Source organism: Niastella sp. OAS944 (genome assembly GCA_024809215.1).
Taxonomy (GTDB): Bacteria; Bacteroidota; Bacteroidia; order Chitinophagales; family Chitinophagaceae; genus Niastella.
Genome location: JANUBW010000012.1, coordinates 192,772 through 208,247, shown reverse-complemented (window position 1 = coordinate 208,247; position 15,476 = coordinate 192,772). Strand labels below are relative to the sequence as shown.

General features: G+C 43.9%; 7 protein-coding genes. 6 read left to right on the top strand and 1 reads right to left on the bottom strand.

Annotated elements, in window-relative coordinates:
* Window positions 1–10 precede the first annotated feature (10 nt).
* Window positions 11–1,963: a RagB/SusD family nutrient uptake outer membrane protein gene (locus GGD38_RS33525; RefSeq protein WP_375302473.1), complete on the top strand. Its 1,953-nt coding sequence runs from the start codon at window positions 11–13 to the stop codon at window positions 1,961–1,963.
* Window positions 1,964–2,213: 250 nt separating this feature from the next.
* Window positions 2,214–3,959 (top strand): glycoside hydrolase family 43 protein, encoded by a 1,746-nt coding sequence (locus GGD38_RS33520; protein ID WP_375302472.1) that lies wholly within the window; start codon window positions 2,214–2,216, stop codon window positions 3,957–3,959.
* Between the two features lie 87 nt (window positions 3,960–4,046).
* Here the strand turns inward: GGD38_RS33520 and GGD38_RS33515 are convergent, their stop codons facing one another.
* Window positions 4,047–8,114, bottom strand: a complete 4,068-nt coding sequence (locus GGD38_RS33515; protein ID WP_375303949.1) for a two-component regulator propeller domain-containing protein — start codon at window positions 8,112–8,114, stop codon at window positions 4,047–4,049.
* Between the two features lie 211 nt (window positions 8,115–8,325).
* On the opposite strand from GGD38_RS33515, the gene GGD38_RS33510 reads away from it, so the two are divergent.
* Genes GGD38_RS33510 through GGD38_RS33495 form a run of 4 tightly spaced genes read left to right on the top strand, consistent with a single transcriptional unit; the run spans window position 8,326 to window position 15,458 of the window.
* Window positions 8,326–9,159: a helix-turn-helix domain-containing protein gene (locus GGD38_RS33510; RefSeq protein WP_375302470.1), complete on the top strand. Its 834-nt coding sequence runs from the start codon at window positions 8,326–8,328 to the stop codon at window positions 9,157–9,159.
* A gap of 36 nt (window positions 9,160–9,195) precedes the next feature.
* Complete coding sequence (xyl3A, locus tag GGD38_RS33505; protein WP_375302469.1) at window positions 9,196–11,790, top strand: xylan 1,4-beta-xylosidase; 2,595 nt, start codon at window positions 9,196–9,198, stop codon at window positions 11,788–11,790.
* Window positions 11,791–11,829: 39 nt separating this feature from the next.
* The gene (locus GGD38_RS33500) at window positions 11,830–13,872 is read left to right on the top strand and encodes an NPCBM/NEW2 domain-containing protein (protein WP_375302468.1); all 2,043 of its coding nucleotides are present in this window, start codon (window positions 11,830–11,832) and stop codon (window positions 13,870–13,872) included.
* A gap of 53 nt (window positions 13,873–13,925) precedes the next feature.
* Window positions 13,926–15,458 carry an alpha-L-arabinofuranosidase C-terminal domain-containing protein gene (locus GGD38_RS33495; protein ID WP_375302467.1) on the top strand — a complete coding sequence of 511 codons (1,533 nt, stop codon included), beginning with the start codon at window positions 13,926–13,928 and terminating at the stop codon, window positions 15,456–15,458.
* The last annotated feature ends 18 nt before the right edge of the window (window positions 15,459–15,476 follow it).

The following is a 15,476-nucleotide window of genomic DNA, read 5'->3' as shown; positions in this document are numbered from 1 at the left end:
TCCGGTTAACATGAAACGCATACAAATAAACGTTTTTATAGGATCAGCGCTGGTCCTGGTATTGGCAGCAGGTTGTTCCAAAATACTAAAAGAAGAACCCCGCAGTATTTACACGCCTGAATTTTTTAAAACCGAAAAAGGTATCCAGGGAGGAATAACATCACTATATGCCCACCTGCGCTATATTTACGGCCAGGCTTATTATTATAACGCTTCCGAAACAGGCACTGATGAAGCAACATGGGGGCAGCAGGCCGATGGAAACTTCAAGGACCATGATCTTTCGGGAGTTGGGCAATTGACCCCCTCAACCAGCCGTTCAGATGTTATTTGGGGAACTGCATTCTCCAATATCAACACTGCCAATGGTATTATTGAAAATGCCAGTATTGTAGGCCTTTCGGCAGCCCAAAGCGCCGAAGCCAAATTTTTCCGTGCATTCGATTATTTTCTGCTTGTACAAACATTTGGCGGTGTTCCGTTAGACCTTGGTTCAGGAGAACTGAAGTTCAATACCTCAAGCATAAGAATATCTACCCGTAATACTGTACCGGAAGTATATACGAAAGCCATTTTCCCCGACCTGCTCACAGCGGTAAACGATTTGCCGGCAACACCGCGTATTACCGGTGCTGTTACAAAAACTTTGGCCCGTTTATACCTGGCCAAGGCTTACCTAACATATGGCTGGTGGCTTCAAAATCCCGGTAATATTCCTACTTATCCCGAAACGCCGCGCACTGACCCCGACGGGCACAATGCGCAGTGGTACTTTCAGCAGGCATATGATATAGCCACAACGGCCATAGAGAACCCCGGCCCCTTTGCATTACAGCCCACATTCTATGATATACATGTAGGCATCAAAGACCGTAACCCTGAAATAATGTTATATGCAGACCATACTGAGAAAAGTGAGTTTTATAATGCAGGCAGTCTTACGAATGGCAGCGGCGGCGCGCCCGATAATTTTGCCGGTTGGATGATGACCTGGAATTATACCGAGATCCAAAGCAGCGCTTCCCCTTCAGCACCATGGACATCTAAAAACACGGTTATCCGCGAAGCGGAGCAACACCTGGGTCGCCCATGGACCCGTATGTGCCCGCCGATTGATGTAATTAAAAACACCTTTGCCGACAAAACCAACGATTCGCGTTACGACGGCACTTTTACTACCGTTTACCGCGGTAACTGGAACAAAGCAGGTGACGCTACGGCAGCCTACTATAATGCAAACTTTATGCAGGTTAAACCAACGGATGCGGTTCTCACCTTCCTGAACGATGAACCGGCAACTCCTATTGATTACAGCAATACGACTTATAAAAGCAATATCGGCGCAGGCGTTTTACCGGGAAGACCCGATTTTGTGATTTCCCCAAATGGTATAAGCAGAATAGTATATCCGGGGCTTTGGAAAATGGGACCCTACCGTACCGACAATGCCGGTGGTCTGGGACAACCAAACGCAGGCTCTACCCGCCCTTACAACATTGCTAAGTTTTCTGAATTATACTTTGTAGCAGCAGAGGCAGCCGTGATGGGAGCAACACCAAAACCCGGAAAGAACGCAAAGGAATTGATAAATGTAATTCGCGCCCGCGCCGGTAAATGGAGCTGGGATAACAATGGCAATGTGGCTAAAGTGCAGGACAATAGTGCCGCTATGATAGCAGCTACACCGGCTACTATAGACATTTATTATATACTGGCAGAACGTTCACGCGAGTATTTTGGCGAAGGTTACCGATGGTTAGATCTGGTACGCACCCAAAAATGGGCTGAACTGGCCGGCTCTTTCAAAATTTGCGGTACCGCAAAAGGCGACCATACACCTGTTACATATACACGCACAATTCAACCATACCTCTATCTGCGCCCAATTCCAAGCGGACAGATACAGGCAATGGATATGACCGACGATCAGAAAAAAGCATATCAAAACCCGCAATATCAATAAGAAGGTTCCTCTTAATAATAAAAAAATGGTTACCCAACCGGGTAACCATTTTTTTAAGATGTTTGTTATGAACGGCTGCTTTTTTAATAAACTTATGCATACCCATCTTCGATTCTTTACCTACATGTTAATTTAAACATTTGGACTATTATCTAAGTGATTTCTGCCATACGCTTTTATGGTGTGAAACTACTTTTGTATTGCAGTATGTGAAGCAGGATTAAGTGAAAGAAAACTTAAAAACACAATAATGAAGCATGTAAGATTCAGGCTAACAGCATGGCAAAAGAGAGGCGTGTATATCGTCTTCACGGCTTTATGTGTTCATATGAACGCTTTTTCTCAAAAAGACGGTAATGAAAAAAATGAGCCGCTCTTTACCCAGTTTACTTACAAGGGCAACGACCCCATTTACAAGGACAATCCATTGCAGCCGGGTGAAATTTACAGTCCAATTTTGCAGGGTTGTTACCCCGATCCGAGTATTACCCGGAAAGGGAATGATTATTATCTCGTCAACTCTTCCTTTTCCATGGTGCCGGGTGTACCCATCTTTCATTCCAACGACCTGGTAAACTGGAAACAGCTGGGTCATGTGCTCGACAGGCCGTCTCAACTAAAGGTAGAGAAGGCAGGTATATCTGCCGGCATCTATGCGCCGGATATCAAATACAATCCGTACAACAGTACCTTTTACATGATCACCACACAAATTGCAGGTGGTATTGGTAATATGGTTGTGAAAACCCAGGACCCGGCCAAAGGCTGGAGCGATCCCATTAAACTTAAGTTCGATGGCATCGATCCCTCCCTTTTCTTCGATGATAACGGAAAGGCATATCTCGTTCACAACGATGCGCCACCAACAGGAAAAGCGCTGTACAACGGGCACCGGGTCATTAAATTATGGGAATATGACCTGAAAAAAGATGAGGTCATTGCAGGTACCGATAAAATTATTGTAGACGGCGGGATAGACATCACCCAGAAACCCATTTGGATCGAAGGCCCGCATCTTTATAAAAGAAAGGGCCGTTATTTCCTCATGTGTGCTGAAGGGGGTACAGGGGGCTGGCACAGCGAAGTGGTGTTTGTAAGTGACAAACCAACCGGGCCTTTTATACCTGCGCCTAACAATCCTATTCTTACGCAACGGTATTTTCAAAAAGACAGAAAAGATAAAGTAGACTGGGCAGGGCATGCTGATCTTGTAGAAGGTCCCAATGGAAAGTATTACGGCGTGTTCCTGGCCGTTCGTCCCAATGAAAAGGGCCGCGTAAATACCGGCCGCGAAACTTTTTTACTGCCTGTAGACTGGAGTGGCGAATTCCCTCAGTTTGAAAACGGCCTTATACCATTGAAGCCAACAATAAAAATGCCTGCAGGCGTTAACAACCAGGCTGGTCAAAATGGCTTTTTACCCAACGGAAATTTCACCTTCACCGATAAATTTACCGCATCAAAGCCCGACTTTCGATGGATTGGTGTAAGAGGGTCCCGCGAAAATTTCATTGCTACCACTCAAAACGGTTTAAAGATCAAACCATTTCCGGTAACCATCAAAGCAGCAGAACCTACTTCCACGCTTTTTTACCGGCAGCAGCATGCCACTTTCGAGGCCACGGTGTCTTTGAAATACATTCCGCAATCTGAGAAAGACCTGGCTGGTATGGTATGTTATCAAAAAGAAAGTTTCAATTATGTATTTGGAATAACAAAGAAGGGCAACGATGATTATTTAGTACTGGAAAGAACGGAAGGCGGTAAGTCAACTATAATTGCCAGCGCGAAGGTGGATGTAAGTGGTGCTGTACAATTGAATGTTACAGCCAAAGGTGATAGCTATACATTTAATTATTCTATCGATGGCCAGCGTTTCACGAACCTCGGCGGAACCGTATCGGGAGATATTCTCTCTACTGATGTGGCAGGTGGCTTTACGGGAGCGTTAATCGGGTTGTATGCAACATCTGCCAATGATATTGTTATTCCATAAGGTAATAAACTATAAATGCAACAGCTAAAAAGCCAGGCAGCGAACCGGTCGCTGCCTGGCTTTTTTATTGTTGATTAAAGAGGCCGGCTATTGCGGTTTGTTTGGGTTTACTTTTCTATTCTTTGCAATGAATTCCGAAGGCAGCATGTTGAACTTGCTCTTGAATGATTTGGCAAAATAATTAGAAGTTGTAAAGCCAACCTGGTAAGAGATCTCCGAGATGGTCATGGTGCTTTTTTCCATCAGCGCGGCAGCTTTGTCAAGGCGGAACGAACGGATATACTCTACCGGTGTTTGACCGGTCAGCTCCAATAGTTTGGTATATAACGTGCTTCTGCTCATTCCAAATTGTTTGCTTAAGTTCTCTACAGACAATTGCGGATTGGTGAGGTTGTTTTCGAGATAGGTGGCTATTTCGGTTAATAATTTCTCATCAGCCGATTCCACAACAGGGTCAGTGGCCATTACCTTGATCTGTTTCGAATAAGTACTTTGCATGGTGTTCTTTAAATAAAGCAGGTTCTTTATTTTGGCATTTAACACCTCAAAATTGAATGGTTTGGTAATATAGTCATTGGCCCCGGTTTCCAGTCCCTTGAGTTGTTGTTCCTGGCCCGTTATGGCAGTAAGCAGGATCACCGGAATATGATTTGTTCTTTTATCGGATTTTATTTTTTTAATAAGTTCAATTCCATCCATTTCAGGCATACTTATATCACTTATTACCAGTTGCGGATGAGTGGATAGTGTTTTCTGCCATCCCTCTTTGCCGTTAGTAGCCTCAATTACTTTGTATTTATTGCGGAGATTGTCTTTCAGGTAAAACCTGAAATCATCATTATCTTCTACCAAAAGCACAGACACAGCATTGTCCATAGAATCTTCTTGTTGCGTTGCCGATGAAGCGTTAACGCCGATGTTCGAAATTTCCTCTTCTGTTTGCATGATGGGCTGTTCGGTGATGGTTGTTTTATTCACCCGTTTAAGCGGAACCTGTATGGTGAATGCACATCCTTTTCCTGGTTCGCTTTCTACCTTTATGTTTCCTCCATGTAATTTGATGAACTCTTTCGTGATCGACAAACCGATGCCGGTACCCTGGTTAAGTATAGCCGCGCTGGTATCGTTCTGAAAAAAGCGATCGAATATCATATCTTTTTTATCAGCAGGAATGCCGATGCCCGTATCGATCACGTTGATCGATACCAAGGTGTATTCCTGGTCGTCTGAACTTTCAGCCTTTTGCAGATCCACGGTGATATGGCCGCCGGCTAACGTAAATTTGAATGCATTGGATAATAAATTGAACAGGATCCTTTCCATTTTATCGCGGTCAAAATAAGCATCTAACCGGTCGATGCAGGTTTTAAATGTGAAGCGGATATTTTTCCTTTCCGACATATCGCTGAAAGACTCTGTTACTTCTTTTAAAAAAGAAACAAACTCGCCTTTCGATAATTGTAATTTTAATTCATGCTCTTCCATCTTTCTGAAGTCGAGCAATTGATTCACCAGGTTTAGCAACCTTCGGGCATTACGCCTAACCATACTTAGTTTTTCAAGCTTTCCCGGATTTCCTTCACCTTCCATCAACTGGTCAACCGGACCCATGATCAACGATATAGGCGTTCTGAAATCATGACTGAGGTTTGTAAGGAATTTCAACTTCATACGGTCAAGTTCCTGTATACGTTTAACTTTCTGCCGCTCCTGTTCCAAAGCAAACTTCTTTCTTAGTCTTGATAAACCTCTGTACCTGCTATACAGGAGTAAGCCGCCAATGCCAAGTATATAAAATACATAAGCGTAGGTGGTGCGCCAGAAGGGCGGCTTTACAAATATTTTTATTGTAGTGTCTTTAGTGCTCCAGATGCCATCGTTGTTGCTGGCTTTGATCCGAAAAGTATATTCACCGGGATCCAGATTGGTATAGGATGCCATGTTCCCTGGGCCAATATAGTTCCAGTCTTTATCAAAGCCATCCAGTTTATAGGCGTAGTGGTTTTGTTTTGGTATGGTATAATTGAGGGCTACAAATCCCAGCGCAAAATTTTGCTTATAATTCAGCCTTATTTCATTTGCTACAGAAATATGTTCTTTAATAGGAGCATCATTACCGGCAGTAACAGATTTGTTGGAGATCTTAAGATCGGTTAAAATTACCTGTGGTACATTTCGATTAATAGTGAGCTGGTCGGGATAAAAATGATTAAATCCTTCCAACCCGCCAAAAAGCAGTTCACCATCAGATAACCGCAAACCCACACCACGAACAAAGTTCGAGTTTTGAAGTCCATTTAAATGCGTGAAGTTCCAGAAACTATTTGTTTTGAGGTCGAACCTGCTTATACCAGTATTGGTTGACATCCATAGTTTACCTGTTGCGTCTTCCACAATTTGGTACACCATGGTGTTTTGTAATCCGTCCTTTTCGGAAAAAATTCTAAACAGGTGTTTATTCGCATCGAATGCAGCCAGGCCACTAAAAGTACCAATCCACATTTTTCCTTTACTGTCCTGGTGCAGGCATTGTATTTTATTGCTGGGCAGCTGGCTGTTCTCCTGGGTGTATATGGTCCATTTACCTGTGGCAGGTTCATATACGGCAATACCGCCGCCATGGGTGCCTATCCATATATTGCCATTAACATCTTCCTCAAAGGCCCTTATGTAGCCATTGATGGGTAAATGCACTACGCCATTAGGCTGGGGCAGGGGCGAATACCTGGCAACCACCCGATCATTATTCATTACAATAATGCCGTCGCCATTGGTGCCTATCCATACATTACCTTTGCTGTCTTCAAATAAACTGAATATATCATTACTGGTAAGGTCGTTAGGCCCTGATCCCTTTACCATTTGTTTATACGTTCCTGTTCGCCGGTCTGCAATGATCAAACCTTTAGAAAAAGTTCCTATATAAAGCTTATTGGTTTTTGTGCGAAGCAAAGCCAGTACCGCCAGGGAATTGGCTGACATGTTTTTCACCGGCAGATTTACAGGATATGCCAGTTCTTTTTTGCGATCGTATTCATATAAACCGTTACCATTTGTTCCTATCAAAAAATTACCATGCTCATTTTCAGTCATAGAGGTAATAACGGCAATATTGGTCCTGTTTTCCTGGAAACTGCTGTTAAGGGTAATATTGAACAGATTAAGATTTTTATCGTATTTGCAAACACCGCCCTGGTAAGTGCCAAACCAGTAAATACCGTGTTTATCAATATATATACACCGCACTCCATTACCGCTTAAGCTTTGGTGGTTGCGGTTTTCATGGGTATAAACCGAAAAGCTATCAGCCTGTATATTATAAACGTACAGGCCGTTGAGGCTGCCTATCCATAATAAACCCTGGTCGTCGGCGGCTAAATAATTAAGCTCAATACCTTTTAGATAATTGTAATGAATAAATCCCGACCCATCTGGCTTCAGTTTGCTTAACCCGCTTGCAGTTCCCACCCAAATATTTCCCCATTTGTCTTCTGTCACCGCTCTTATCCTGTTTACGGCCAAACTGGAAGGATCTGCCTTATCGTTCTCGTACAACCTGAAAGTGTTTGTTTGAACATTATACTGAAAAAGGCCGTTATCGGTTGAGACCCATAACCTTTGTTTACTGTCTTCATAAATAGAAAGCAGGGTTGTTTTTACCGGTCTGCCCTCCCCATCCCGCAACAGGTATTTAGAAATGGATTGGGTTGCAGGATCAAACATATATAAGCCCTCATATTGTGCGATCCATATTTTACCGCGATAGTCACTGCATATGCCCCTGATGACATCGCTTCCCGACAGACTGGCGGTGCCGGTTTGTTTAGGGTAATGGAGGAAGCGGTCTTTTTTCCGGTCGTAAAGGCTGAGGCCGCCACCGCTGGTGCCAATCCATAAATTTCCCGATCTGTCTTCATGTAATGCAAGCACTTCGTTGGTACGCAGGCTGGAGCTGTCGCCTGGTTGGTATCGGTATACAGTAAAATTTGTTCCATCAAATTTATTCAAACCGTCATCGGTAGCAAACCACATGAGCCCATAGCGATCTTTTAGAATAGCATTTACTGAATTGGATAACAAACCGTCCCTGGTTGAAAGCGAAGTAAAATTGATATGGCCCGTTTGGGCGTGCACGCTGATGTAAGAGATTAACACATAAACCAAAAATATATAACTATATTTTCGCATGTCTTGCAATCGTTTTGGTAAAGTAATACAATATCTCCTTCCGATCGAACAAAATTGCTACTATTTCCGACAAAGTTGGCAAGCCCGCCATTAACGACAGGGCTAATTTTGTCTTTAAATGTACGACTGACGTTTTTGATTCACGTACAAAATTTTGACTGCCTAAAACGAAGCTGCCATGCGAAATAACGTCCTTTTGATAGCAGGGACGCAAAAGCCCTGTCATGCCCTGCACAAAAACCTGATCAATGCGTACCAGCTTTTTGTAGCCTGCAGCCTGGAAGGAATATGCCAGGTGTTTGAAAAAGCTTCTATTCAATTAATTATATGCAGCGTACAGCTGCCGGCGCTGAATGGTTGGAAAATATGCACACAAATAAAAGCTTCATCGCGCCATGCACACATCCCGGTAATATTACTGACGGTCGAAGATTCCCTTGAAGAAAAAATAAAAGCCCTGGAAGCTGGCGCCGACGCCTGTATGCCCGTTTCTACACCCTGGAATTACCTGGAAGCTCAGATCAACAATTTGATCATCAATAGAATAAAGGTTTCCCGGCACCTTGGTTCTTCAAAACCGGTTTACAACAATTTTCCTGAAGCAGACAACGAAGAAGAGTTTGATAAAAAACTGAACAGTTGCATTGCCAGCCATCTTCACGACCCATTGCTTGATGTACATCTGCTTGCCAAACTTTTGAATATGAGCAGGCCCACCCTGTATCGAAAATTAAAAACCATTACTACCCGTACGCCGAATGAACTGATCAATGAGGCCAGGCTAAAAAAGGCCGCCGAACAATTAGAGATGGGTGGGTACAAGGTATTCGAAATTGCCAAAATGGTGGGGTTTCAATCTCAAAGCAGTTTTGGAAAAGCCTTTTTGAAGCATTATAAAGTAACCCCTGCAACCTGGCAACGCATTAAAAAGAAAGAAATGCAGGATAGCAGCCAGTTACCAATAAACTCTTTAAAAGCGATGAAACAATTGCCTTTAGCTGTTGCTGTGTGATTGGCGATCCGATATATAAAAAAGCTATTTGAATAAATGAAACGATTTATTAGTGTTTTATTGGTATCTGTATCAATGATAAACGGTTTTGCGCAAAACCTGCCGTATCAAAACCCCAACCTGCCTTCAGAAGAAAGGGCCAAAGATCTGATAGCGCGATTGACATTGGAAGAAAAGGCCTCGTTAATGTTCGATCAGTCACCAGCTATACCCCGGTTGGGCATAAAAAAATTCAATTGGTGGAGTGAGGCATTGCATGGCCTGGCAAATAATGATAATGTTACCGTTTTTCCCGAACCTGTTGGCATGGCTGCTTCATTCGACGATTCATTGGTATATAAGATCTTTGATGCTACGTCCGATGAGGTGCGTGCCAAGTATCATGAGGCCATTCGGAATGGAAAAGAAAACCGGCGCTTTCTGAGTCTTTCCGTTTGGACGCCCAATGTCAACATCTTCCGTGACCCGCGCTGGGGCCGCGGTCAGGAAACCTATGGCGAAGATCCTTACCTCACCTCGCGTATGGGCGTTGCAGTAGTAAAAGGCTTACAGGGGCCTGCCGATGCGAAATACCGAAAGCTATTGGCCTGCGCCAAACATTACGCCGTACATTCAGGTCCTGAATGGAGCAGGCATACGCTGAACCTTTACCAGGTAAATCCCCGCGATCTGTATGAAACTTACCTGCCTGCATTTAAATCGCTGGTGATCGATGCCGATGTGCGGCAGGTGATGTGCGCTTACCAGCGACTGGATGATGAACCCTGTTGCGGCAACAACCGTTTGTTGCAAACCATCCTGCGCGACAATTGGGGCTTTAAACATGTGGTGGTTTCAGACTGTGGGGCCATTACTGATTTTTTTACAAGCCATAAAGTATCGTCCGATGCTGTACATGCTTCGGCAAAGGGCGCTTTGGCAGGTACCGATGTAGAATGCGTGTGGGAAGGGTATGCATTTAAAAGCCTGCCGGAGGCCGTATCAAGAGGTTTGATAACCGAAAAAGAGATAGACAAACATTTGCTTCGGGTATTGATTGGCCGTTTCGATCTGGGCGATATGGATGACGATGCATTGGTACCCTGGGCATCCCTTCCAATGTCGATCGTCAATAATGAGGCGCATAGAAAACTGGCGCTGGACATGGCGCAGGAATCGATGACATTATTGCAGAATAAAAATAATATCCTTCCTTTAAACAAAACCGCTAAAAAAATCGCAGTCATTGGCCCTAATGCAGATAATGACCCCATGCTTTGGGGGAATTATAACGGCAAACCGGTTAGAACAATCAATATCCTAAATGGTATCCGCTCTAAAATGCCAGCCAACAGGGTGTTGTATGATAAGGCATGCGACCTGGTAGAGAACAAAGTAACGCAAAGCTATTTTTCACAATGTGCCATGGATGGTAAAAAAGGGTTTAAAGCTACGTACTGGAACAACCGCGAAATGAAAGGCGATCCTGTTATTACAGAGCAAATAGCCAATCCGCTTAAACTGACCACTGGGGGTCAACATGAATTTGCATCGGGTGTTGCACTGGAAAATTTTTCAGCTTTGTATGAAACGGAATTTGTTGCCGCCGGTACAGAAGAAATAGTGTTTAAATGCGGGGCTACAGGTTCTATGCAGTTGTACGTAAACGGAACAATGGTTAGAAGGACCGATAACTGGCGAACCCTGCTATCGAGGGTCCCTTACAAAGTTGAAAGTGGCAAAAAATATAAAATAGAACTCCGCTTTGCACAGTTAAACAACTGGCAGGCAAATATCGAATTTGATTTTGGTAAGGAAGTAGATATCGACTTTAGCGGCCTCATCAATAAACTTAAAGGAATAGATGAAGTAGTATTCGTTGGTGGTCTTTCCACTTTGCTGGAAGGGGAGGAAATGCCGGTGTCATATCCTGGGTTTAAAGGCGGCGATCGTACAGATATTCAATTACCCGAGGTACAACGCAATTGTTTAAAAGCATTGAAGGCCGCGGGTAAAAAAGTTATTTTTGTTAATTGCTCCGGCTCAGCCATTGGGCTGGTGCCTGAAACAGAAAGTTGCGATGCCATTCTGCAGGCCTGGTATGGTGGCGAATCGGGCGGCCAGGCTGTAGCTAATGTGCTGTTTGGCGATTACAACCCTTCCGGTAAATTACCTGTTACCTTTTATAAAGATACCACGCAACTGGCCGATTTTGAAGATTATTCCCTCAAGGGCAGAACATACCGCTTTATGAGCGACCCGCTTTTTCAGTTTGGTTTTGGTTTAAGTTATACCACCTTCTCAATAGGAAATGCGCAACTCGGCAAAACCAACATAAGCAACAGGGACAGTATTACTATATCTATACCAATAACCAACACAGGCAGGCGCAACGGAACTGAAATAGTGCAGATATACGTGCGTAAAACAGGTGATACTAACGGGCCGATCAAAACGCTGAAAGGATTTAAAAGGATAGATGTTCCTGCAGGAAAAACGGTAAAAGCGGTCATCACCCTGCCGCCATCGGCATTTGAGTTTTATGATACCAGTTATGGGAAAATGACGGTAGCGGCTGGTGAGTATGATGTATTGTATGGAAGTAGTTCTGCCGAAAAAGACCTGAAGGTGGTAAAGGTATCGATTAAGTAATACACAATTAGAATGAAAAACGTCGGGAATTTATTTGAAATGAAAAAATCAGTTCTACAGAGATTCAATGCACTTGCAGGTCTTATTACTATTTTTTCCATAATTGGTGCGCATCAACTGGTAGCCCAAACGGTATGGCTCGATCAACTGGATCTCAATGCTGCTACCCAGGGCTATGGCACACCAGGAAAAAACAGATCTATTGATCGCAAACCAATTACTATAGCCGGAAAAACATTTCAACGGGGCTTCAGCACGCACGCTGTTAGTTCATTACAGGTGCTGCTGGAAGGCAAAGCCAATTCGTTTTCTGCGCAGGTTGGCATTGATGATGAAGTCACCGGACATGAGCCCGCTGTGGAATTTGAGCTTTATGGTGATGGCAAAAAGCTATGGTCGAGCGGTATAATGCGTTTGGGTGATGCTGCCAGGCCATGCTCGGTAACACTCATTGGTGTACAAAAACTGGAACTGGTAGTAACTGATGGCGGCAATGGCAATTATTATGATCATGCAGACTGGGCTGATGCCAAATTTGAAACAACGGGAGGCGCCGCTTTGTCAACGTATAACCCGATCTCAGGTGAGCCGTATATTCTTACCCCGAAACCACCAGCGAGCCCCCGCATTAATGGGAGCAGTGTATTTGGTGTACGCCCAGGTTCACCATTTCTGTTCCGAATCCCCGCAACAGGCGAACGACCGATGTTGTTTTCGGCAAACGAATTGCCTGCTGGGCTGAAGCTCGATGAAAAAACCGGAATTATTACCGGAAAACTATTGAAGGAAGGTACATATGTAGTTACCCTTGGCGCAAAAAATGCCAAAGGCAAAGCCGATAAAAAACTTCGCATCGTTTGCGGTAACCGTATTGCACTTACACCACCGATGGGATGGAATAGCTGGAACTGTTTTGCAGGAGAGGTATCAGCAGATAAGGTAAAACGGGCTGCAGCAGCCATGATCAAAAGCGATCTGGTAAATCATGGCTGGACCTATATTAACATCGACGATTTCTGGCAGAACCATCGTGACCCGAAAGACTCGACGATCCGTGGTCAGTTGCGTGATGACCGGGGAAATATTGTACCTAATGCCCGGTTTGGCAACATGAAAGAACTTGCCGATTATGTACATAACGCCGGTTTGAAGATCGGCCTTTATTCCAGCCCTGGTCCCTGGACCTGCGGCGGCTGTGCAGGCAGCTACGGTTTTGAAAAACAGGACGCTGAGCGGTATGCTTTATGGGAATTTGATTACCTGAAATATGACTGGTGCAGTTATGGTGGGGTGATTGATGGGATGCCGAACAATGACCCTTATAAAATATCCTCCCTGTCTTATAAAGGTGGCAACAATCTAAACGCTGCGGTAAGGCCATTTAAGATCATGGGAGCATACCTGAGGCAGCAGCCTCGTGATATTGTTTTCAGCCTGTGCCAATATGGAATGTCGGACGTATGGAAATGGGGCGATTCGGTGGGCGGCAATTGCTGGCGTACCACCAACGATATTACCGACACCTGGACAAGTGTAAAAAATATTGCCCTTGAGCAGGACAAGGCAGCTGCATGGGCAAAACCCGGCAACTGGAACGATCCTGATATGCTGGTGGTTGGTACGGTGGGATGGGGCAACCCTCATCCCAGCAAGCTGAAGCCCGATGAGCAGTACCTGCACATAAGTCTTTGGTGCCTTTTTTCGGCGCCCTTACTAATTGGCTGCGACATGGAAAAACTGGATGATTTTACATTGAATTTATTGACAAATGATGAGGTGATCGCTGTAGACCAGGATCCATTAGGCAGGCAGGCTACCTGTAAGCAAACAATAGGCGATTTACGCATATATGTAAAGGAAATGGAAGATGGAAGTCATGCTGTTGGTTTCTGTAATCTCGGACTGGAACGCGCCACCCTCAGTTATAAGGATTTTGATAAACTGGGGATCTATGGCAAACAGCAGGTTCGTGATCTCTGGCGGCAGAAGAACATCGCGCATATTGACGGGAACAATAAGGAGCTTGCCATTACAGTTCCGGCACATGGCGTGTTACTTTATAAATTCTCAGGAGTTAAATAAAAATATTAATAAAAATGAAATAATGAAAATGCCATTATAAAAACCTGTCTCAAATGAAAAAAATACTTTTCACTTTAGTGATCGTTTTGCCAACACTGCTTGTTGCGCAAAATGCCACTATAAAAATCGACATCGAAAGAAGCATTGGCGATATTGACCCGCGGATCTACGGGGTGTTTATGGAACCTATTCAGTTTAGCGGTAAAAGGTTTGGCCTGCCCGATTCGGTGCAGTTTAATACATTGTATGGAACCTTATATGATCCTTCATCACCACTGGCCGATGAGAATGGCTTTAAGAAAAATTATATTGAAGCGATGAAGGAGTTAAAGATCACCAATATGCGCTGGCCGGGCGGGAATTTTTTGATGGGTTATAACTGGCAGGATGGCATTGGTGCCAAAGATCAACGGCCGGCCCGTATTAATCTGGCATGGGGTGGAATAGATAACAATCACGTAGGGACAGATGAATGGATGGCGCTGAATAAAGCAATAGGAAGTGAAAATGTAGTATGTGTTAACCTCGGTCTTGGCGATATAAAAGACGCTGTTTACTGGCTTGAATACTGCAACTATCCTAAAGGAACTTATTATGCAGACCTTCGTGCAAAGAACGGGCATAAAGAACCCTATAATGTTAAGATCTGGGACCTTGGTAATGAAGTAGACGGTTATCCATGGGAGTTGGGCTACAAAACAGCAGAGGATTATGTAAAAACAGGAAGGGAAGCAGCAAAAGCCATGAAGTCTGTCGATAGCACAATTAAACTGGTAGCCTCGGGGTCTTCATATTATGAACCGACCGGCATTTGGATCGACTGGAACCGGAAGGTGCTTGAAGGCCTGGGCGATAAGATCGATTACTTGTCGATTCACCGGTATTGGGAGAGATCCGATGATTATTATTCTTACATGGGGCAAAGTGCTATGGATTTTGAAGAAAAAATTAAAGTACCTGCGGCTCAAATAGAAACAGCACGGGCAAAGAACGGCTTTGTAAAGCCAATTTATCTTTCGGTAGATGAGTGGGGGCTTATGTCGCGTAATACATTATCTGTGCTGCCCGTTGCTCAGTGTTTTAATTCTTTCCTGCGTCATGCCAATGTAGTTAAGATGGCGAATTTTACCCTTCTTACGTCGCTGTTGGGCAATGACACAAAAAAGGGAACTTTTAAAACCCCGTTGTTTTATATCTTCAAAGCATACTCGAACAATTGCCGTGGATCTTCCGTTGATACCCATGTTTCCTGCGACCTGTTTAATACAACAAAGTTCAGCGATATTCCTTACCTGGATGTTACCACTACTTACTCTAAAGAAACAAACACTGTTTTTATCAATGTGGTAAACCGCCACAAAGAGAAAGCAATAACTGCCGATATTGTAACCACTTCAGCAAATTTTGCCGGCAAAGCAGAAGCAAGCCTTATTGCAGGTGCTGCATTGAACGAAGTGTATGAATTTGATAAACACGATCAATATGTACCTGTTAAAAAAATGGTAGACACCAGGGGAAAACAACTTACCTATACATTTCCACCTCATTCTTTTACTCAAATTAAAGCAGGTATTACCGCAAAATAAGCCATTACCTTTTATCAA

What these genes read in the sequence shown, in the direction of transcription:
- xyl3A (WP_375302469.1), top strand. Translation starts at nt 9,196, where the DNA reads ATGAAACGATTTATTAGTGTTTTATTGGTATCTGTATCAATGATAAAC.
- GGD38_RS33495 (WP_375302467.1), top strand. Translation starts at nt 13,926, where the DNA reads ATGAAAAAAATACTTTTCACTTTAGTGATCGTTTTGCCAACACTGCTT.
- GGD38_RS33510 (WP_375302470.1), top strand. Translation starts at nt 8,326, where the DNA reads ATGCGAAATAACGTCCTTTTGATAGCAGGGACGCAAAAGCCCTGTCAT.
- GGD38_RS33525 (WP_375302473.1), top strand. Translation starts at nt 11, where the DNA reads ATGAAACGCATACAAATAAACGTTTTTATAGGATCAGCGCTGGTCCTG.
- GGD38_RS33500 (WP_375302468.1), top strand. Translation starts at nt 11,830, where the DNA reads ATGAAAAAATCAGTTCTACAGAGATTCAATGCACTTGCAGGTCTTATT.
- GGD38_RS33520 (WP_375302472.1), top strand. Translation starts at nt 2,214, where the DNA reads ATGAAGCATGTAAGATTCAGGCTAACAGCATGGCAAAAGAGAGGCGTG.